The organism is Mesorhizobium sp. P2_E9 (genome assembly GCF_056403815.1).
In genome coordinates, this window is the sequence record NZ_JBFUET010000006.1 from 60,364 (window position 1) to 80,499 (window position 20,136).

At 63.8% G+C, this 20,136-nt stretch carries 14 protein-coding genes; 6 read left to right on the forward strand and 8 right to left on the reverse strand.

Annotation, left to right across the window (positions count from 1 at the left end):
• Positions 1–194 precede the first annotated feature (194 nt).
• The 6 genes from AC1D05_RS12265 to AC1D05_RS12290 all read right to left on the reverse strand — a co-directional run bounded on the left by AC1D05_RS12265 (position 195) and on the right by AC1D05_RS12290 (position 8,559).
• A complete protein-coding gene (locus AC1D05_RS12265) occupies positions 195–686 on the reverse strand; it encodes a universal stress protein (RefSeq protein WP_010913128.1) in 492 nt (163 codons plus the stop codon).
• A gap of 104 nt (positions 687–790) precedes the next feature.
• On the reverse strand, positions 791–1,858 hold the full coding sequence (trpS, locus tag AC1D05_RS12270; RefSeq protein WP_477440974.1) for a tryptophan--tRNA ligase: 1,068 nt from the start codon (positions 1,856–1,858) through the stop codon (positions 791–793).
• Positions 1,859–2,029: 171 nt separating this feature from the next.
• Positions 2,030–3,625: a murein biosynthesis integral membrane protein MurJ gene (murJ, locus tag AC1D05_RS12275; protein ID WP_477440975.1), complete on the reverse strand. Its 1,596-nt coding sequence runs from the start codon at positions 3,623–3,625 to the stop codon at positions 2,030–2,032.
• Between the two features lie 46 nt (positions 3,626–3,671).
• The gene (locus AC1D05_RS12280; protein WP_477440976.1) at positions 3,672–6,473 is read right to left on the reverse strand and encodes a [protein-PII] uridylyltransferase; all 2,802 of its coding nucleotides are present in this window, start codon (positions 6,471–6,473) and stop codon (positions 3,672–3,674) included.
• A 90-nt stretch (positions 6,474–6,563) separates the two neighbouring features.
• On the reverse strand, positions 6,564–7,361 hold the full coding sequence (locus AC1D05_RS12285) for a glycosyltransferase family 25 protein (protein WP_477440977.1): 798 nt from the start codon (positions 7,359–7,361) through the stop codon (positions 6,564–6,566).
• Positions 7,362–7,755: 394 nt separating this feature from the next.
• Entirely contained in the window at positions 7,756–8,559 is an 804-nt protein-coding gene (locus AC1D05_RS12290) for a glycosyltransferase family 25 protein (RefSeq protein WP_477440978.1), read from the reverse strand.
• A gap of 190 nt (positions 8,560–8,749) precedes the next feature.
• Between AC1D05_RS12290 and AC1D05_RS12295 the strand changes: the two genes are divergently transcribed.
• From AC1D05_RS12295 to AC1D05_RS12305, 3 genes are all read left to right on the forward strand, one after another.
• Positions 8,750–11,269, forward strand: a complete 2,520-nt coding sequence (locus AC1D05_RS12295; protein WP_477440979.1) for a heavy metal translocating P-type ATPase — start codon at positions 8,750–8,752, stop codon at positions 11,267–11,269.
• A gap of 43 nt (positions 11,270–11,312) precedes the next feature.
• The gene (copM, locus tag AC1D05_RS12300) at positions 11,313–11,705 is read left to right on the forward strand and encodes a CopM family metallochaperone (RefSeq protein ID WP_477440980.1); all 393 of its coding nucleotides are present in this window, start codon (positions 11,313–11,315) and stop codon (positions 11,703–11,705) included.
• A gap of 84 nt (positions 11,706–11,789) precedes the next feature.
• Positions 11,790–12,635 (forward strand): aldo/keto reductase, encoded by an 846-nt coding sequence (locus AC1D05_RS12305; RefSeq protein WP_477440981.1) that lies wholly within the window; start codon positions 11,790–11,792, stop codon positions 12,633–12,635.
• A gap of 18 nt (positions 12,636–12,653) precedes the next feature.
• Here AC1D05_RS12305 and AC1D05_RS12310 read toward each other — a convergent pair whose 3' ends face one another.
• Complete coding sequence (locus AC1D05_RS12310; protein WP_477440982.1) at positions 12,654–12,992, reverse strand: winged helix-turn-helix transcriptional regulator; 339 nt, start codon at positions 12,990–12,992, stop codon at positions 12,654–12,656.
• A 71-nt stretch (positions 12,993–13,063) separates the two neighbouring features.
• Here AC1D05_RS12310 and AC1D05_RS12315 point away from each other — a divergent pair, with 71 nt between their 5' ends.
• The gene (locus AC1D05_RS12315; protein WP_477440983.1) at positions 13,064–13,495 is read left to right on the forward strand and encodes a DoxX family protein; all 432 of its coding nucleotides are present in this window, start codon (positions 13,064–13,066) and stop codon (positions 13,493–13,495) included.
• 123 nt (positions 13,496–13,618) lie between these two features.
• On the opposite strand, the gene mutS is transcribed toward AC1D05_RS12315, so the two are convergent.
• Entirely contained in the window at positions 13,619–16,345 is a 2,727-nt protein-coding gene (gene mutS, locus AC1D05_RS12320) for a DNA mismatch repair protein MutS (protein ID WP_477440984.1), read from the reverse strand.
• A 336-nt stretch (positions 16,346–16,681) separates the two neighbouring features.
• Between mutS and AC1D05_RS12325 the strand changes: the two genes are divergently transcribed.
• Complete coding sequence (locus tag AC1D05_RS12325) at positions 16,682–17,689, forward strand: glycosyltransferase (protein WP_477440985.1); 1,008 nt, start codon at positions 16,682–16,684, stop codon at positions 17,687–17,689.
• Positions 17,690–17,823: 134 nt separating this feature from the next.
• Positions 17,824–20,103, forward strand: coding sequence for an NADP-dependent malic enzyme (locus tag AC1D05_RS12330; RefSeq protein WP_477440986.1), 2,280 nt, complete (start codon positions 17,824–17,826; stop codon positions 20,101–20,103).
• Positions 20,104–20,136 lie beyond the last annotated feature (33 nt).

Consider the following 20,136-nt stretch of genomic DNA (forward strand, 5'->3'; position numbering starts at 1 on the left):
AATGTTTTTGCGCTCTCAAGACACCTTGCAGTGTGTTGAGATTCAGGTCAGGCCACGCCGAAAATGGTGACTTACGAGAACCGGAGCGGAGCGTACCGGAAGTAGGTGAGCACAGTTCTACTGCGACGCAGTAGAACGGGGAAGCGCAGGGAACCGCCATTTGCAGGCCGGCTTGACCTGAATATCTGCATACCTCAGGCGAGGCTGTCGATCTCCTCGTCCGACAGATTCTGCGGCACCACGGTCACCGGAATGGGAAAGGCGGCGCCCTTGCCGGCCACGGCGCCGACCAGCGGTCCAGGGCCTTCCTTGCCGGCGCCGGCCGCCAGCACCAGAATGGCAATGTCCTGGTCTTCTTCGATCAGCTTGTGGATCTCTTCCGTCGGCTTGCCTTCGCGCACCACCATCTCCGGCTCGATGCCGAGCTTCTGGCGCACCTTGTTGGCGTAGCCGTCCAGGGCCGCGCGCGCCGTGGCGTTCGCCTCTTCGCGCATGATCTTCTCGACGCCTAGCCAGTGCTGGAAATCGTCCGGCACGATGACATAGAGCAGCACCAGCGTGCCGCTGGTGCTCTGCGCCCGCTTCGAGGCGTAGGCGACGGCGCGCTCGCACTCGGGCGTGTCGTCGATGATCGTCAGGAATTTCCTGCGATGACCGGCTTCGCGGCTGAGGCGTTTGGAGACCATGTCTATCTACCTGGTGTCATTTCGGCCGCAATCTGCCACCGCGGCGGACCGGCGGCAAGCCGCCGGCCTTATGCCAGTATGGTGCGGTGCACTGACGGTCGGGATCAGCCTTGAAGCAGGCCGATGATGTCGCGCACTGTCTTCATCGTCGTTTCGGCCAGCACGCCGGCTCGTTCGCCGCCATCCTTGAGCACCGCGTCGACATAGGTTCGGTCGCCTTCGATGCGGCGCATCTCGCCGGCGATCGGCGCCAGCTTCTCCACCGCAAGGTCGGCCAGCGCCGGCTTGAACACCGAAAACTGCTGACCGCCGAATTCCTTCAGCACGTCGGCCTTCGACATCTCGGCCAGCCCGGCATAGATGCCGACCAGGTTTTCCGCTTCCGGCCGGCTTTCCAGCCCGTCGACTTCGCTCGGCAAGGCCTCCGGGTCGGTCTTGGCCTTGCGGATCTTCTTCGAGATGGTGTCGGCATCGTCGGTCAGATTGATGCGCGACAGGTCCGACGGGTCCGACTTCGACATCTTCTTCGACCCGTCGCGCAGGCTCATGATGCGCGCCGCCGGGCCGCCGATGACCGGTTCGGTGATCGGGAAGAAGCCGTTCACCGTCTCCTCGCCGACCTGCATCTCGACGCCGACGCCAAGGCGGGCGATGCGGCCCGAGAAATCATTGTTGAATTTCTGCGCGATGTCGCGGGTCAGTTCCAGATGCTGCTTCTGGTCCTCGCCCACCGGCACATGCGTGGCGCGGTAGAGCAGGATGTCGGCAGCCATCAGCGAGGGATAGGCGAGCAGGCCCAGCGAGGCATTTTCGCGGTCCTTGCCGGCCTTGTCCTTGAACTGCGTCATCTTGTTCATCCAGCCGATGCGCGCGACGCAATTGAAGATCCAGGCTAGCTCGGCATGCTGCATCACCCGTGACTGGTTGAAGACGATGTGCTTCTTCGGGTCGATGCCGGAAGCGAGGAACGCCGCGGTGATCGAGCGCGTCTGGTCGGCAAGGTCGTCATGGACCAGTTGCGCGGTGAGCGAATGCAGGTCGACGACGCAATAGATGCAGTCGGACGTGTCCTGCAGGGCGACGAACTTCTTGATGGCGCCGAGATAGTTGCCGAGATGCAGATTGCCGGTCGGCTGGACGCCGGAGAAGACGAGGGGCTTGAAGGCGGGCATGGGTTTCCTCATGGCTTGTGGAGGGCCGTATAAGCATGATTCCAAAAAGTTGCAGACTTTTTGGAGCCAATCATGCGGCTGGAAACCGCGCGCGGCGAAAGTCTTGCGACGGCGCGCTTATGGACGAAGACGCCGCCACGATCAAGATGGAGCTATATGTCGACTGAGGCTCTAGTCGTCGATGCCGGTCTTTGCGGCCGGCACTCCCTTGCGCCCGACATTGCGCCGGATCATGCCGAAATCGGCGCCGCCGGTGGCAAACGCGGTGACGAAGTAGAGCAGCGCCCCGCCGGCCACCAGCGCCAGCAGCGTCGTCGCCTTGACGACCAGCGGCGAGCCGGGGCCGAGCCTGACGGCAAGCCAATGCTCGGCGAAATACAGCGCCACCGCCATCACCGCGGCCGACAGCACCAGCCGGGGAATGCGTTTCAGGAGCGGCACGTCGCGGCCCCAATGGCCGCGCCGGATCAAGACGGCAAGCAGCATCAGCGCGTTGACCCAGCCGGCCACGGCTGAGGCGACTGCAATGCCGGGTGCGCCCATCCTGGGAAACAGCGTCAGCGCGGTGGCGACGTTCACCGCCACCGAGATGGCGGCGAAGATCATCGGCGTGCGGGTGTCCTCGCGGGCGAAATAGCCGGGGGTGAAGGCCTTGATCAGCACGAAGGCGGGCAGGCCAAGGCCGAAGATCGCCAGGATCGCCGCCACCGTCGGGGTCGAATGGTTGGCTGCAAACGCGCCGCGCTCATAGACCAGCCGCACGATCGGCTCCGCCATCACCCAGAGCGCTGCCGCCGCCGGCAAGGTCATGAACAAGGTGAACTCGACCGAGCGGTTCTGCAGATTGGCCGCCTCGATGAGATTGCCCGATTTCAGCGCCCGCGACAGCTCCGGCAACAGCACGATCGCCACCGCCACGCCGACGACACCAAGCGGCAACTGATAGACGCGGTCGGCATAGGCGAGCGAGGACACGGCGCTGTCTTGCGCCGACGCGATCGCCGTGCCGATCAGCTGGTTGATCTGGGTGATGCCGCCGGTGATCGCCGCCGGCAGCGCCAGGATCAGCAGGCGCTTGACGTTCGGCGTCATCTTCGGCCGGCGGAAGCCGATCGAGATGCCGGCATTGCGCACCGCCACCCAGACGATGGCAAGTTGCACGAGGCCCGCCGCCAGCACGCCCCAGGACAGGCTGAAGCCGACAGCACGGGCATCCAGCCCATGATACCAGGCATAGCCCAGCACGCTGATCAGGATGATGTTGAGGAACGCCGGCGCGATCGCAGCCGCGAAATAACGGCGCAGCGAGTTCAGCATGCCGGCCATCATGGCGGCGAGCGACATGCAGATCAGATACGGGAACATGATCGTCGCCAGTGCGACAGTCGTCTCGAACTTGCCCGGCGTGTCGGCAAAGCCCGGCGCCACCAGGTAACGCACGATCAGCGGCATCGCCAGTTCCATGACGATGGTCAGCGCCAGAAGCGCCGAGAACAGCACGCCGAACACTTCCTCCGAGAAGCGCTTGGCGCCGTCGGTGCCGTGCGTTTCGATCTCCTTGGCAAACAGCGGCACGAAAGCGGCGTTGAAGGCGCCTTCGGCGAACAGCCGGCGAAAGGTGTTGGGAAACTGGAAGGCGGCGTTGAAGGCGTCGGCCACCGGTCCGGTGCCGAGTGCTGCCGCCATCAGCATCTCGCGGCCAAAGCCAAGCGCGCGGCTCATCAGCGTGCCGGAAGCGACCGTAGCGAATTTCTTGACGAGGCTCATGCGTTCGAAGACTGCCTGTGCGATTGGGACAAAGTGAGGATGGCAGTCACTCGGCGGCCGCCTTGGCCTTGCCGCCGCGTTCGGGCGCGATGCCTTCGAGCGTCGCCATCAGCCGGTTGCGGATGGTGGCGGTGCGGGCCGGGCTGTCGATCTTCTGCCCGGTGAGGTCGGTGACATAGAAGGTGTCGATGACCTTTTCGCCGAAAGTGGTGATGTGTGCCGAGGCGATGTCGAGCGACAGGTCGGACAGCGTGCCGGTGATCTCCGACAGCAGGCCCGGGCGATCGAGGCCCTCGACCTCGATGACCGAAAAGCGGTTCGACAGTGCGTTGCGGATCTCGGCGCGTGGCGGGATCTTGAACACCTTGGATCCGCGCCTTGGCTTGGTGCGCTTCTCGATCATCTCCGGCAGCCAGCTCTTGCCCGACAGCACGTCCTCGATCAGCCGGCCGACGCGCTCGGCGCGCCGGCGCTCGTCCTCGTCGCGGTCGAATTCGCGTGAGATCAGGATCGTGTCCAGCGCGCGGCCATCAGAGGTGGTGAAGATCTGCGCGTCGACGATGTTGCCGCCGGCCCCGGCGCATGCCCCGGCAATGACCGAGAGAAGACGGGGATGGTCCTGCGCCAAAACGGTGATTTCGGTCACCGCCTCGAACTGGTGGGTCTTGACCATGGTGGCGAGCTTGTTGCCCGACGCGTCCGCCTCGCGGATGAATTCGGCGTGGCGAATCTGGTCCGGCAGGTCCACGGCCAGCAGGTAGTTCTCATAGTGCAGCCCGACATAGCGCTTGCGGGCCTTGTCGGGCCAGTCAGCGAGTGCCTCGGCCAGGCGCTCGCGCGCCGCCGCCGTGCGCTGCGCGCGCGACACTTCCGAAAAGCCGCCAGTCAGGAGCAGTTCGGTCTCGTAATAAAGCGTGCGCAGCAACTGGCCCTTCCAGCCGTTCCACACACCCGGTCCAACGCCCCTGATGTCGCAGACGGTGAGGATCAGGAGCATCTTCAGCCGCTCGACCGATTGCACGACCGACGCGAAATCCTCGATCGTCTTGCGGTCGTTGAGATCGCGCGTCTGCGCCGTCATCGACATCACGAGGTGGTTTTCGACCAGCCAGGCGACCGTTTCAGTGTCTGCCGGCGACAGCCCCATATGTGGGCCAATGCGCCGTGCGATGCGGGCGCCGGCCTCGGAGTGATCCTCCGGCCTGCCCTTGGCGATGTCGTGCAGCAACACGGCGACATAAAGCGCCTCGCGGCTCTTCTTCAGGCCGGGCATCAGCGAATGCGCCAGCGGATGCACCTTCTCGCCATCGCCGCGTTCGATTTCTGCCAGCACGCCGATGCAGCGGATCAGGTGCTCGTCGACCGTATAGTGGTGATACATCGAGAACTGCATCATGGCGACGATCTTGCCGAAATCGGGGATCAGCCTGCCCAGCAACCCGGCCTCGTTCATGCGCCGCAGATTGAGTTCGGCGTTGCGGTCCGAGGTCAATATGTCGAGGAACAGCCGGTTGGCCTCCTCATCGCGCCGCAGCGACTTGTTGATCAGGCCGAGCGAGCGCGTCAGCAGCTTCAGCGCATCGGGGTGGAACTCCAGCCCGTGCTTGTCGGCGAACCAGAACAGCCTGAGCAGATTGACCGGATCGCGTTCGAACACCTGATCGTCGGCGATGTTGATGCGGTGGTTGTCGACGATGAAATCGGAAGTGCCGGCGAGCTTGCGCTTGCGGCGCTGGAAGGTGAGGAAGATGCGGTTGAAGCCCGGCACGTGCTTGGCCTGCTCCTCCTCGAGCGCGGCGCAGAAGATGCGGGTCAGGTCGCCGACATCCTTGGCGACGAGGAAGTAGTGCTTCATGAAGCGTTCGACCGCCGACAGGCCGGGATGGGTGGTGTAACCCAGCCGCTCGGCGATCTCGCGCTGGATGTCGAAATGCAGCCGCTCCTCGGCCTTGCCGGTGAGGAAATGCATGTGGCAACGCACCGCCCACAGGAAGTCCTCGGCCTTCTGGAACTCGCGGTACTCGGCTTCGGTGAAGACGCCCTTTTCGACCAATTCCTCGCCGGTGCGCACCCGGTAGAAATATTTGCCGATCCAGAACAGCGTCTGCAGGTCGCGCAGGCCGCCCTTGCCGTCCTTGACATTGGGCTCGACCAGATAACGGCTCTCGCCGGCCTTGGCGTGGCGCTCGTCGCGCTCGGCGAGCTTGGCCTGGACATATTCCGGACCGGTGGTGCGCACCACCTCGTGGTCGAAGCGCAGCATCAGCTCCTCGTAGAGCTTGCGTTCGCCCCACAGGAAGCGCGCTTCCAGGATCGATGTGCGGATGGTGATGTCGGTGCGTGACAGCCGCAGGCACTCATCGATGTTGCGGGTGGCGTGGCCGACCTTTAGGCCCAGATCCCACAGCATGTAGAGCATGTATTCGACAGTCTGTTCGCCCCACGGCGTCTGCTTGTAGGGCAAGAGGAACAGCAGATCGATGTCGGATCCCGGCGCCAGCGTGCCGCGGCCATAGCCGCCGACCGCGACGACGGCCATGCGTTCGGCCGACGAACGGTTCTTCACCCGGTAGACATGCGTCGCCGCGAAATCGTAGAGCGCCTGGATCAGTTCATCCATCAGATGCGACAGCCGCTCGGCACAGGCGTTGCCGCCGCCATCTTCCTTCAGCATGGCCTCGGCGATCTTGCGGCCTTCGCCAAGCCGGGCCTTGAGAAGCTGGAGAACGCCGGCCCGCGCGGCCGCTCCGGAACCGTCGCCGCCCGTGGCCGTCGTCAGCGCGGTCATCTCGCGGCGCAAGGCTTCGCCGTCGATCAGTTCATCGAGCTTCAGGGAGATTTTCGCCATAGGTACCGGTTGGCCTTGCCTTTTGGGCGGCGTCTATAGCGCGTTTTCGCGGCGCTGGGTATGGGGCCTGCCGGTGGCCCGGCAAGCGGCCTACTCCGTTGCCTCGATCGGGTCGAGGGGAACGACAATCCGTTGCCGGAATCTGCAGAAATCGGCGATCCACCTCATGGTTCGCCCGGCCTCTCTGCTGATTCTCACGGCTGCCGGCTTCCTCTGCCTTGTCATAAGCCCGCTCGCGGTCCGCGCGGCGTCGCGTTCCTGGTCGAGCAGGCTTGGCAGCCTTTCACCGACGAACTGGTCCTGTGCGCAGAGCGCCGGAACAAGTTGGTAGACAGTCCTGCCGGCCGACATGACAGGGTCGAAGATGAGATCATCGACAGCTATGTTGATCTGCGCCGTTGCCTCCAGAAAGGCGCGTGCCGTTTGCCGCGACAGCAGGTAACCCCCGGCCCCCGGATGGCCCTTGCGGAGCCGGACCATGGAAAAACCATGTCCGGCGGAGGTCCTTCTCCTCTGGATCACGGTTCTGGAGAAGAACGTCTCGAGCTTCACGACATCGGCGTCCGCCGGCACCCAACTCGTATCGCCCAGCAACGCCCCAGCCTTGCTTGAGAAGACCATGTCGTCCTCGAACACGGCGCCGTATGGGGCCTCGTCCTGGGCAATGATCGTCCAACAGGCTCGATGACTATGCAGGCAGGCGACTTCGCTGCCGGAGAGCGGCCGGATGGCGTGTATCGCGTGCTGTGGCTGCAGCACCAGGTCGGGATGTTCCTTGGCATCGATCCCCGCGACCCGCTCGAACCCGATGCCGATACGGGCGAACTCCGACGCCATGTGGGCAAGCCGGTCGGGAGATCGATCGAGGTTGATAACCAGACGCTTCATTTTTACGAGCTATTCTGTTCAAAATTCTTTGTACAAAATCCTTGCTTCCACCGCAACCGGCGGGAGTCGCCAAGCAGCGCAGGAGCCTTCTAGCACAGGTGACGTTATGGTTTGTTGATCTTTTCTGGAGTGGATATTATGCCACAATCAGAAAGCCAAGCTTTTAAAGCGACTATCTTCCCAGGATTACCGGGAGATGACATGTCGCGGCTGGCCGGAGGAATTTTCTATTCAAGGTCACTGGCGGCAAGGCGGAATTCGCCCGGCGCCCAAGATTTTCCTTGATGAGGGCAAGCAGTTTCCGACCGTGGGTGCCGGATAAGCTGGTTTTTCACCGATGTCTCTGCGCGTTGTGGCCGGGCCGGATATCAGGCCCCGGCGGACGGAAACAAATCTATCGTTCTGCTTCGGGTGGATCGAAGGGGACAACTGTGTACCGCCGTAGTCTGCAGTGGTCGACAATCCACTCGGCGATGCGCCTGGTTTCCACCCTCATCTTTTCGCGGAGGGGCTTTCGGCGTTTCGTGGTCAGCCCGCTCGCGACCCATTCGGCTTCGCGTTCCTCGTGAAGCAGGCTTGGCAGTCTGCTGCCCATGAACTGGTCCTGCGCGCAGAGCGCCGGAACAAGCTGATAGATCGTCTTTTCACCCGACGTCGGGAACACCGGGTTGAAGAGAATGTCATCGGCGGCCGCGTTGGCCCGCGCGGTGGCATCCAGCAGATCGCGTGCCATCTGCCTGGAGAGGATGTAGCCGCCGGTCCCCATATGGCTCCTGCGGAGCCTGAACACGGAAAAGCCGTGGCCGACAGCGGTCCTCTTCCTCTGGATCATGGTTTTACTGAAGAATGTCTCGAGCTTGACGGTATCGGCATCGGCTGGAATCCAGCCGCCGTCGGCAAGCAGGGCGCCGGCATTCGCGGAGAACACAATGTCATCCTCGAAGACGGCGCCGTAGGGCGCTTCGTCATGAGCAATGACGGCCCAGCAGGCGCGATGGCTGTGCATGCAGGCAATCTCGCTGGGGGACAGACGCCGTATGGCGTACTTCGCATGCTGAGGCTGGAGCATCAGGTCCGGATCCTCGCGGGCGTCGATTGCAGTGATTCGTTCGAAAGCGATACCGATGCGGGCAAACTCCGCCGCGACATGGGCGAGCCGGTCGGGAGACCGATCAAGATTGATGACCAGACACTTCATGCCCTGATGGGATCGGCATCACGTTGGAGGGGTCGATTACATTAGCATACGCTGCGCTATGCAATGTGGGCTTTTTCGCGGCGAACCGCCCAGGCCGGACTCGAAACGCGAAAAATCGCAACAGGCCTTGACCTTCCAGTTACTGGAAGCACTACCTCCGCGTCAGGCAGAGGCACAAAGGCATTTTGGAATGACGCATTCAGATCATGATCACCACGACGAACACCACACACACGGCGCCCATGGCGGCTGCTGTGCGGCGAAAGGCACGGCCGTGGAGACGGTTCTGCGCGATCCGGTCTGCGGCATGACCGTGGATCCAGCCGCCGGCAAGCCGACATCGGAGCATGGCGGCCGCCTCTATCATTTCTGCAGTGAAGGTTGCCGCACGAAATTCCAGGCTGCGCCGGAACACTATCTGACGGCCACCGACCCTGTCTGCGGCATGGGCGTCGACCGCGCCACCGCCAGGCACTTTGTCCGCCATGAGGGCCAGGGCTTCTATTTCTGTTCCGGCGGCTGCAAGGCGAAATTCGAGGCGGCACCGCAAACCTATCTTGGCGACCGGCCGGCGCCGATGCCGGCGCCCAAGGGCACGCAATACACATGCCCGATGCATCCAGAAATCGTCCGCGACAAGCCCGGCTCCTGCCCGATCTGTGGCATGGCGCTGGAGCCGATGGGGGTACCATCAGGCGATGAAGGGCCAAATCCCGAGCTGGTCGATTTCACCAGGCGGCTCTGGGTCAGCGCGGTCCTGTCGATCCCGCTTCTGATCATCGCCATGGCGCCGATGATCGGCCTGACATTCGAAGGCCTGGTCGATGATCGCACGAAGGTCTGGATCGAGCTGGCGCTGGCAAGTCCGGTGGTGCTCTGGGCTGCCTTTCCTTTCTTCCACCGTGGCTGGGAGTCGGTCATCAACCGCAGCCCCAACATGTGGACGCTGATTTCGCTCGGCGTCGGTGCGGCCTACCTCTACAGCGTCGTCGCCACGCTCTTCCCTGACATCTTTCCACATCAGTTCCGCAGCCATGGCGGTGCGGTGCCCGTCTATTTCGAGGCTGCGGCCGTGATTGTCGCACTGGTCTTCCTCGGCCAGGTGCTGGAATTGCGCGCCCGCGAAAAGACCGGATCGGCGATCCGCGCTCTGCTCGATCTGGCGCCCAAGACCGCGCGGCGTATCGACGAAGACGGCTCCGAGACTGACGTGCCGCTGGACAGCGTCAAGGCCGGTGATCGCTTGCGCATCCGGCCAGGCGACGCCATCCCGGTCGACGGCACCGTGCTCGAAGGTCGCTCTTCCATCGACGAATCGATGATCACGGGCGAGCCGTTGCCGGTCGAAAAGGTCGAGGGCGACGCCCTCACCGGCGGCACGCTCAATAAGAACGGCTCGCTGATCATGCGCGCTGAGAGGATCGGCACCGAGACCACGCTTGCGCGCATCGTAGAACTCGTTGCCAAGGCGCAGCGCTCGCGCGCGCCGATCCAGGGATTGGCCGACCGCGTTTCCTTCTACTTTGTTCCGGCCGTCGTCCTTGTCGCGATCGTGGCGTTCATCGCCTGGGCCGTCTTTGGCCCCGAGCCCAGCCTGATCTTCGCCGTCGTCTCGGCTGTCTCGGTGCTGATCATCGCCTGTCCCTGCGCGCTCGGCCTCGCCACGCCGATGTCGATCATGACCGCCACCGGGCGCGGGGCGCATGCCGGCGTGCTGATCAAGGAAGCGGCGGCACTCGAACGCTTTGCCTCCGTCGACACGCTGATCGTCGACAAGACCGGCACGCTGACCGAGGGCCGGCCGAAACTGACGGACGTTGTCGCAGCAAACGGCTTTTCCGAAGACGAATTGCTGGGGTTCGCCGCAAGCCTGGAGAAGGGCTCGGAGCATCCGTTGGCCGAAGCCATCGTCGAAGGCGCCGCCGCGCGTGGCGTAACTGTCGCCGATGCCGTAGGCTTCGAAGCGGTCACCGGCAAGGGCGTTTCCGGCACGGTGTCGGGCAAGACTGTCGCGCTCGGCAATGCCGCGATGATGCACGACCTCGGCGTCGACGTTTCCGCCGCCTCAGTCAGTGCCGAAGCGCTGCAGAGCGATGGCAAGACGGCGATGTTCATCGCCGTCGGCAAAAAGCTGGCTGGCATCGTCGCCGTCGCCGATCCCATCAAGGCGACCACTGCCGAGGCGATCAAGGCGCTGCATGACAGTGGCTTGAGGATTGTCATGGCGACCGGCGACAATGAGCGCACGGCGAAGGCGATCGCCAAGAGCCTCGGCATCGATGAGGTTCGTGCCGGCCTGCTGCCGGAACAGAAGGCAGCCCTTGTCGAGGAATTGCGTGGCAAGGGCGCCGGTGTTGCCATGGCTGGCGACGGCGTCAACGACGCACCGGCCCTGGCCGCCGCCGATGTCGGCATCGCCATGGGCACTGGCGCCGATGTCGCGGTCGAAAGCGCCGGCATCACTCTGGTCAAGGGTGACCTCAACGGCATCGTCCGGGCCCGTAAGCTCGCCCAGGCGACGATCGGCAACATCCGCCAGAACCTGTTCTTCGCCTTCCTCTACAACGTGCTCGGCGTGCCGGTCGCCGCCGGCGTGCTCTATCCGCTCACCGGCATGCTGTTGTCGCCGATGCTGGCGGCGGCGGCGATGAGCCTGTCCTCCGTTTCCGTCATCGCCAACGCATTGCGTCTGCGGACGTTGAAACTCTGATCCAAGCCCCCAAATACGAAAACCATTTAACAGGAGACCATGAATGACCTTGGCCAAGAAACTCGTGCTTTTGCTGATGGCAGCCGGAATGCTGCTCGCCGTCTTCCTCGAAAGCGTTCCGGCGCAGAGCGAAGAGATGAAACACGACATGGCTGGCATGTCCATGGACGCGACCAGCCCTTCGACCGAAGGCTATAAGGCGGCGATGGACAAGATGCATGCCGACATGATGGCGTCGCAATACACCGGCAATGCCGATGTCGATTTCGTCCGCGGCATGATCCCACACCATCAGGGCGCCATCGACATGGCCAAGGTCGAACTTGCCAATGGCAAGGACCCGGAAATCCGCAAGCTGGCCGAAGGCGTCATCGCCGCGCAGGAAGCCGAGATCAAGCAGATGCAGGCCTGGCTCGCCGCCCACCCGGTGAAGTGAGCCTGTTCGCGACGATGAATTGGGCGAGAACATCTCTGGATTTCTCGCCCGTCCCGTGATGCGATCCGTCCATCGGAGCCTGCCATGTCATCGACGATCAGAACCACCACGCTGCCCTCCGGCGAGGCCATTGCTGTTCTCGGCCAGGGCACGTGGAAGATGGGCGAGGATTCCCGTCGCCGTGCCAGCGAGGTCGATGCGCTCAAGCTCGGTATCGACCTTGGCATCACGCTGATCGACACCGCCGAAATGTATGCCAGCGGCGGCGCCGAGGAGGTGGTGGCCGAAGCCATTGCCGGGCGCCGCGCCGAAGTCTTCGTGGTGTCGAAAGTTCTACCGTCGAACGCTTCGCGCGCGGGCGTGCAACGCGCCTGCGAGAACAGCCTGAAGCGCCTGCGCACCGACCGCATCGATCTCTATCTCTTGCATTGGCCGGGCAGCGTGCCGTTGGCAGAGACCGTCGAGGCCTTCGAGGCGCTCAAGAAGGCCGGCAAGATCCGTCACTGGGGCGTCAGCAATTTCGACACCGAGGAAATGGAAGACCTGGTCAGCGTTGCCAATGGCGGCAACGTCCAGACCAATCAGGTGCTTTACAATCTGGTCCGGCGCGGCCTCGAGTTCGATCTCGCGCCCTGGAGCCGGCAGCGCGGCATCCCGCTGATGGCCTATTCGCCGGTCGAGCAGGGCGCATTGGCGCGCAACAGCAGACTTGAAGCCGTCGCCGCCCGCCACGATGCCACCGCGGCACAAATCGCCTTGGCCTGGGTGATGCACCAGGAGGGCGTTATCGCCATTCCCAAGGCCAGCAGCCAGGAGCACGTGCGCCAGAATTTTGCCGCGCTCGACATCAAGCTTACGCCGCAGGACATCGCCGATCTCGACCGTGGTTTTCCGCCACCGACACGCAAGCGCGGACTGGAGATGATCTGAGCGGCGAGGCTTCGTGCGTTACGGTTTCTGGCCCGCAGGGCTACGCTCGAGATGCGTCTTGCCCCATTCCGCCAGGGCACGCAGCACGGTGCCTAACGTCTTGCCGTGATCGGTCAGTGAATATTCCACCCGCGGCGGCACTTCGGCGAAGATTTTTCGGCTGACGATCCCCTGGCCTTCAAGCTCGCGCAGATGGGTCGTCAGCATGTGCTGGCTGACACCCGTTATGGCTCGGCGTAGTTCGTTGAATCGGCAAGGTCGTCCGATCAATTGCCAAAGAATGAGGATTTTCCACTTGCCGCCGAGGACAGCCAATGTGGCGTCGATCTCCGGCGGCGGCTCCCGCAGTGCGGCCATGCTCTGACATTCCGGAGTGTCGGTCATATTTTCCATACTATACCAGAAAATCCATCCTACTTGCGCTTTCGATGCTGCATCCACATTATCACCAGCACATTCAAATTAACACGGGAATCGTCATGTCGCTGTCCGCATCCGCCCCCGCAACTCGATGGAAACCGATCGCCTTCTGGGTGCTCAAGATTGTCTTTGCCCTCGCTTTCATAGGAGCCGGCGGCGCGAAGCTTTACGGCCCGCCGCCAATGGTCGCAGAATTCGATGCGGTCGGCCTTGGCCAGTGGTTCCGCTACTTCACGGCCATGCTGGAGATCGGCGGCGCTGTCCTTCTGCTCGTACCGAGGACAACCTTCTTTGGCGCGGCCCTGTTGGCGGTGGTCTGTGTCGGCGCGTTCTTCGCCCAGATCCTCGTCCTGCATCAAGACTGGATTCACGCTGTCGTCATGGCAGCGGTTCTCGCTGCCATCGCCTGGTCGCAACGCAAGCAATTTCGGCTTCCGTGACCGGCATGGCGCCCCGGCATATCGGATAGATGGTGCAACGACGCTGGTGCCGCGCTGACTTCGACAATTAATCGCCTCCAGCACGAGTTGGCCGCTACCATTCGAATGAAACGACTGTCTTGACTACTTCACGAGCCCCTTCAGCCGGTAAAGCGCTTCCAGCGCTTCCCTCGGCGTCATCTCGTCAGGATTGATGTCGCCGAGCGCTGCACCGAGCACGTCGCTTTTTACCGGCTTGGGCGCTTCCCGCTTCACCGCCACGGAAAACAGCGGCAGGTCGTCGACCAGCCGGTTGGTCTTGCCGGAAACCTCGCCTTCTTCCAATTGGTGCAGCACCTGCTTGGCCCGGTCGACCACCGCTTCCGGCAGGCCAGCCAGCCGTGCCACCTGCACGCCATAGGAGCGGTCGGCGGCGCCCTTGCCGACCTCATGCAGGAAGACGACGTCGTTTTCCCATTCCTTGACCCGCATGGTGACGTTGTGAAGCCGCGCCAGCTTGCCGGCGAGCGAGGTCATTTCGTGGAAATGGGTGGCAAAGATTGCCCGGCAGCGGTTCTTCTCATGCAGGTATTCCACCGCCGCCCAGGCGATCGACAGGCCGTCGAAGGTGGCGGTGCCGCGGCCGATCTCGTCGAGGATCACCAGCGCCCGTTCTCCGGCCTGGTTGAGGATCGCCGCCGTCTCGACCATCTCGACCATGAAGGTCGAGCGGCCGCGCGCCAGATCGTCCGAGGCGCCGACGCGCGAGAACAGCCGGTCGACGACGCCGATATGGGCCGATGCCGCCGGCACGAAAGAGCCGGTCTGGGCCAGGATGGCGATCAAAGCATTTTGCCTGAGGAACGTCGATTTACCGCCCATGTTGGGGCCGGTCAGAAGCCAGATCGCGCCGTTCTTGGTGCTGCCCTCCGGTGACAAGTCGCAATCATTGGCGACGAACGGACCTTCGCCGGAGCGGCGCAGCGCCTGTTCGACCACCGGATGGCGGCCGCCGGAAATTTCGAAGGCAAGGCTGGAATCCACCACCGGCCGGCACCAGGCCTCGCTTTCCGAAAGCAGGGCTAGCGCCGCCGACACGTCGATCACGGCGAGCGCGTCGGCGCCGGCACGGATTTTTTCCGCCTCGCCGACGGCTTCCGCCGTCAGCGCATCGAAAGCCGCCAGTTCGATGCTTAGCGCCCGGTCGGCGGCATTGGCGATCTTGGTCTCGAGTTCGGCAAGTTCGGTCGTGGTGAAGCGCATGGCGTTGGCCATGGTCTGGCGATGGATGAAGCGCGCCTTGGCGCCATCGCTGCCGGTCATGATCGCGTGGTGGTTGGCGGTCACCTCGATATAGTAACCCAGCACATTGTTGTGCCGGATCTTCAGCGAGCGGATGCCGGTCTCCTCGATCAGCGAGCGTTCCAGCCCGGCGATCACTTTTCGCGACTCGTCGCGCAATGCCCGCATTTCGTCGAGCTCGGCATGGTAGCCGCCACGGACGAAGCCGCCGTCGCGCTTCAACAGCGGCAGTTCCTCGCCGAGCGCCTGCATCAGGTGCTGGGTAAGTGCCTTGGGCAGCGCCTGGATAGCGGCCATTGCGCCGGCCAATTCCCCGGGCACGGCGGTCGTGGCAAAGATTTCGGCGATCGCGCCCGCCGCCTCGAAGCCGGCACGCAGCGCGCCGAGGTCGCGCGGGCCGCCACGGTTGAGCGCCAGCCGGGACAGCGCGCGCGGCATGTCGGCGACGCTCTTCAGGCTCGTCCGCACTGCCTGGCAAAGCCGGGTTTCGGAGCGGAAGAACGATACCGAGTCGAGGCGCGCGCCGATCGCCGCCGGGTCGGTCAGCGGCGCCATCAGCCGGTCGGCGAGCAGCCTGGCGCCGCCGCCGGTCACCGTGCGGTCGATCGCCTTGAACAGCGAGCCCTCGCGGCTGCCCGATAATGTGCGTAAGAGCTCAAGATTGCCGCGTGTCGCCGGATCAATGAACAGGGTCGAGCCCTGCTCCTCGCGCTCGGGCCGCGACAGCGGCGGGCGCTCGGCCTTCTGCGTCTTCTCGACATAGGCAATGGCGCCCGAGATCGCCGACAGTTCGGCCCGGGAAAACGTACCGAAACTGTCCGGTGTCGCCACATCGAAGAAGCGCGCGATCCGCCCCGTGGCCGAGGCCGAATCGAACAGGCTCGGGGGCTGCGGGTTGGCGACCCGGCCGAGCACGTCGAACACCGGCTTCAGTTCGGGATCGTGGAACACCGGCTCGGCCACGATCAGCTCGCGCGGATCTACACGGAAGATGTCGGCGAGCAACCGGTCGGCCGTGGTCTCGGCAACCCGGAAGGCGCCGGTCGAGATGTCGATCCAGGCAATTGCAAAGGAATGGTCGCTGCCGCCCTTCACCCGCCCCAGCGCCATCAGGAAACTCGATTCCGACGGCGCCAGCAATTTATCCTCGGTGATGGTGCCCGGCGTCACCAGCCGAACCACGTCGCGACGAACCACCGATTTTCCGCCGCGCTTCTTGGCTTCGGCCGGATCTTCGATCTGCTCGCAGACGGCAACGCGGAATCCCTGGCCGATCAGCTTCTGCAGATAGTCGTCGGCCGCATGCACCGGCACGCCGCACATCGGAATGTCGTGGCCCTGGTGCTTGCCGCGCTTGGTCAGGACGATGCCCAGCGCCCGGCTTGCCTTTTCGGCATCGTCGAAGAACAGCTCGTAGAAATCGCCCATGCGGTAGAACAGCAGCGAATCCGGGTTCGCCGCCTTGATCTCGATGAACTGCTCCATCATAGGCGTGACGGCGGCTGCGCCAGGCTGTGGCGGCGTCATCACCTCGGGGGCGTCCGGCTCGTTCGGGCTGTGCATGTTCATGGCCGGCACGCTAGCAGATGTGATCGCGCGGTTTAATGCCGGGCCTGCGAAAAGCAGGGGACGACCGCATTGCTGCTGTCTTGGTCTGACGGCCCGGCAGGCATTGCAACCAGGGGATGGCGGACCTAATCATCCCTGCGGACAGGGCAGGGCTCGATGGACAGGTTTGGCCAAAGGGAATTCGAGGAGATGATTGGCGCAGCCCGTTCGCCTTCCAGGCGACGGGGCATCGCTTCACGCGCAGGCAATCTTCTTGACAAGGCCCGGCTTTCAACCGCCAAGCGGATACCCTTCCTGCTTCCGGTCCATGGCCCTTTGCGGGATCTCGACGGTGGCATGGTCGTTTCGGTTTATGCGGTCAGTCACGATCCGCTGATACTCTACACGCCGATCGGCGGCGCCCGCCCGCTCTCCACCATTGCCGCCATTGGCCGGCGGCTGGCAGCGCGGCGTGCGACCTTGTTGTTGTCGCCGAACTGGACATTGGAGCGTCCGGCCGTCGTCGCCAGGATGGGCAGCGATCTCGCCTGGTATGCCCAGCGATTTCCGCTTCACGAGCTGATTTTCCTTTGCAACACCGAGGAAGAGCGCCGCCTTGTCGCCACGGCTGGCGGCACCGCGATCGTCTCCAACCACAATCTCATGGTCTCGGAAGAGATGTTCCACCCACTGCCGGATGTGCCGGTCGTATTCGATGCCGTCTACAATGGCCGCATCTCGCACACCAAGCGGCACTATCTCGCGCTCGACATTGAAAGGCTGGTCCACATCACCTTTTCGATCAGTGAAATACCGCCAGCCGGTGCCCGCGCCTTTATCCGCCGCCTGCAGGCACAATCGCCGCTGCACCACATCGCCAACCCGATCGTCGACGGCATGACCGCCAAGCTGACCACGCCAGAAGTCAATCGCGTCTACAACCAGGCCGCCGTCGGCCTTTGCCTGTCGGCCGAGGAGGGTGCGATGTATTCCTCCATGGAGTATCTGCTCGCCGGCCTGCCGATCGTCAGCACGCCAAGCCTTGGCGGCCGGGACGTGTTTTTCGACCCGGACTATTGCATGATCGTCGAGCCGGAACCGGCCGCCATCAGGCGCGCGGTCGAGCGGCTCCGCGACCGCGCCATCCCGCGCGAGGAAATACGCCGCCGCACGCTGGAAAAAGTACGGGCCGGGCGGCTGGAACTGACCGCCTATCTGTCGGCACTGAAGCAGCGCCTGGGCAGCGGCGACCCGCCGTTCTCCCAATGGCCGTTTCAGGGTGCCGGGACCCTGATGCGCTGGGCGACGCTGCGCCAGCACGCCCGCGAGATCGCGGCATTCAAGCCGGCGCAGCAGAGGCTCTGACCGGCCTTGTCCGCTTTGAAGCAGCTTTGCTGCGCTTGGCGGTTTACACGAGCCGGTGTGTGGTCTTAATTCGGAAGCACACAAGCACCCGCTTTCCAAGGAGGTGCTGCACCGGCGAGGAAATCAAAAGCATCATGGCCAGGAAAACCGAGAACAGCGGTCCGTCCGTCAGCGCGCAGGAAGCGCTCGAATTCCACGCCATGGGGCGCCCCGGCAAGCTGGAGGTCGTCGCCACCAAGCCGATGGCCACCCAGCGCGATTTGAGCCTTGCCTATTCACCCGGCGTCGCGGTGCCCGTCCTGGCCATCGCCGAGGATCCCAGCCGCGCCTTCGACTACACGACGCGCGGCAACATGGTCGCCGTCATCTCCAATGGCACTGCCATCCTCGGCCTAGGCAATCTCGGCGCGCTGGCCTCCAAGCCGGTGATGGAAGGCAAGGCGGTGCTGTTCAAGCGCTTCGCCGATGTCGATTCCATCGACCTCGAGGTCGACACCGAGGACGCCGACGAGTTCATCAACTGCGTGCGCTTCCTCGGGCCGTCCTTCGGCGGCATCAACCTGGAAGACATCAAGGCGCCGGAGTGCTTCATCATCGAGCAGCGGCTGCGCGAATTGATGGACATCCCGGTCTTCCACGACGACCAGCATGGCACCGCCATCATCTCGGCCGCCGGCCTCATCAACGCGCTGGAGATCACCGGCCGCGACATGAAGACCACGAAAATGGTCTGCAATGGCGCCGGTGCCGCCGGCATCGCCTGCATCGAACTGATGAAGGCGATGGGCTTCGCGCCTGAAAACATCACCCTGTGCGATACCAAGGGCGTGGTCTACCAGGGCCGCACCGAAGGCATGAACCAGTGGAAGTCGGCGCATGCGGTCAAGACCGAGGCGCGCAGCCTCGCCGAGGCGCTCGACGGCGCCGATGTCTTCCTCGGCCTCTCGGCCAAGGGCGCGCTGACCACCGCCATGGTGCAGTCGATGGCCAAGAACCCGATCATCTTCGCCATGGCCAATCCCGACCCGGAGATCACGCCGGAGGAAGTGGCCGAGATCCGCACCGATGCCATCATGGCGACCGGCCGTTCCGACTATCCGAACCAGGTCAACAACGTGCTCGGCTTCCCCTACATCTTCCGCGGCGCGCTGGATGTCAGGGCAACCACCATCAATGACGACATGAAGATCGCCGCGGCACGTGCACTGGCAGCACTGGCGCGCCAGGATGTGCCCGACGATGTCGCTGCCGCCTATCAGGGCAACCGGCCGAAATTCGGCCCCAACTACATCATCCCGGTGCCGTTCGATCCGCGCCTGATTTCGGCAATTCCTCTTGCCGTGGCCAAAGCGGCGATGGAGTCGGGCGTCGCCCGCAAGCCGATCCTCGACCTCGACCGCTACGCGCAGGAACTGTCCGCCCGCCGCGACCCGATCGCCTCGACCCTGCAGCGTATCTACGACCGCGTGCGCCGCCAGCCCAAGCGCATCGTCTTCGCCGAAGGCGAGGAGGAGCAGGTGATGCGCGCCGCCGTCTCCTATGTGAACCAGAAGCTCGGCACCGCCATCCTGCTCGGCCGCGACGACGTCATCAAGGAAAACGCCAAGCACGCCGGCATCGATCTCAACAAACAGGGCATTGAGATCATCAATGCAAGGCTGTCGCGCCGCAACGGCATCTACACCGACTACCTCTATGAGCGCATGCAGCGCAAAGGTTTCCTGTTCCGCGACTGCCAGCGCCTGATCAACAACGACCGCAACCATTTCGCCGCCTGCATGGTGGCGCTGGGCGACGCCGACGGCATCGTCACCGGCGTCACCCGCAACTATTCGACCGCGCTCGACGACATCCGCCGCGTCATCGACGCCAAGCCCGGCCACCGCGTCATCGGCGTCTCGATCGTGCTCGCGCGCGGTAAAACTGTCCTCGTCGCCGACACCGCCGTGCACGACATGCCGAACGCCGAGCAGATCGCCGACATCGCCGAGGAGGCGGCAGGCTTTGCCCGCCGCATGGGCTATGAGCCGAGGCTCGCCATGCTTGCCTACTCCACCTTCGGCCACCCGCAGGGCGAACGCTCCGAGCGTGTCCAGGAAGCCGTGCGCATCCTCGACAAACGCCGCGTCGATTTCGAATATGATGGCGAGATGGCCGCCGACGTCGCGCTCAACGCCCGCGCCATGGCGCAATACCCGTTCATCAGGCTGACCGGCCCGGCAAATGTGCTGATCATGCCGGCGTTCCACTCCGCCTCGATCTCGACCAAGATGCTGCAGGAACTCGGCGGCTCGACGGTGATCGGCCCGCTGCTGGTCGGCCTGAACAAGCCGGTGCAGATCGTGTCGCTGAATGCCAAGGACTCAGACATCGTCAACATGGCGGCGATCGCGGCTTATACGGCGGGGACTTGACGAGCGGTCCTGGAGGGCGGAAGCCAACGATCT

Excerpts from the sequence above, each read along its gene's own strand:
- AC1D05_RS12265 (WP_010913128.1), bottom strand. The coding sequence starts at position 686 with ATGGTCTCCAAACGCCTCAGCCGCGAAGCCGGTCATCGCAGGAAATTC.
- trpS (WP_477440974.1), bottom strand. The coding sequence starts at position 1,858 with ATGCCCGCCTTCAAGCCCCTCGTCTTCTCCGGCGTCCAGCCGACCGGC.
- murJ (WP_477440975.1), bottom strand. The coding sequence starts at position 3,625 with ATGAGCCTCGTCAAGAAATTCGCTACGGTCGCTTCCGGCACGCTGATG.
- AC1D05_RS12280 (WP_477440976.1), bottom strand. The coding sequence starts at position 6,473 with ATGGCGAAAATCTCCCTGAAGCTCGATGAACTGATCGACGGCGAAGCC.
- AC1D05_RS12285 (WP_477440977.1), bottom strand. The coding sequence starts at position 7,361 with ATGAAGCGTCTGGTTATCAACCTCGATCGATCTCCCGACCGGCTTGCC.
- AC1D05_RS12290 (WP_477440978.1), bottom strand. The coding sequence starts at position 8,559 with ATGAAGTGTCTGGTCATCAATCTTGATCGGTCTCCCGACCGGCTCGCC.
- AC1D05_RS12295 (WP_477440979.1), top strand. The coding sequence starts at position 8,750 with ATGACGCATTCAGATCATGATCACCACGACGAACACCACACACACGGC.
- copM (WP_477440980.1), top strand. The coding sequence starts at position 11,313 with ATGACCTTGGCCAAGAAACTCGTGCTTTTGCTGATGGCAGCCGGAATG.
- AC1D05_RS12305 (WP_477440981.1), top strand. The coding sequence starts at position 11,790 with ATGTCATCGACGATCAGAACCACCACGCTGCCCTCCGGCGAGGCCATT.
- AC1D05_RS12310 (WP_477440982.1), bottom strand. The coding sequence starts at position 12,992 with ATGGCCGCACTGCGGGAGCCGCCGCCGGAGATCGACGCCACATTGGCT.
- AC1D05_RS12315 (WP_477440983.1), top strand. The coding sequence starts at position 13,064 with ATGCTGCATCCACATTATCACCAGCACATTCAAATTAACACGGGAATC.
- mutS (WP_477440984.1), bottom strand. The coding sequence starts at position 16,345 with ATGAACATGCACAGCCCGAACGAGCCGGACGCCCCCGAGGTGATGACG.
- AC1D05_RS12325 (WP_477440985.1), top strand. The coding sequence starts at position 16,682 with ATGGTCGTTTCGGTTTATGCGGTCAGTCACGATCCGCTGATACTCTAC.
- AC1D05_RS12330 (WP_477440986.1), top strand. The coding sequence starts at position 17,824 with ATGGCCAGGAAAACCGAGAACAGCGGTCCGTCCGTCAGCGCGCAGGAA.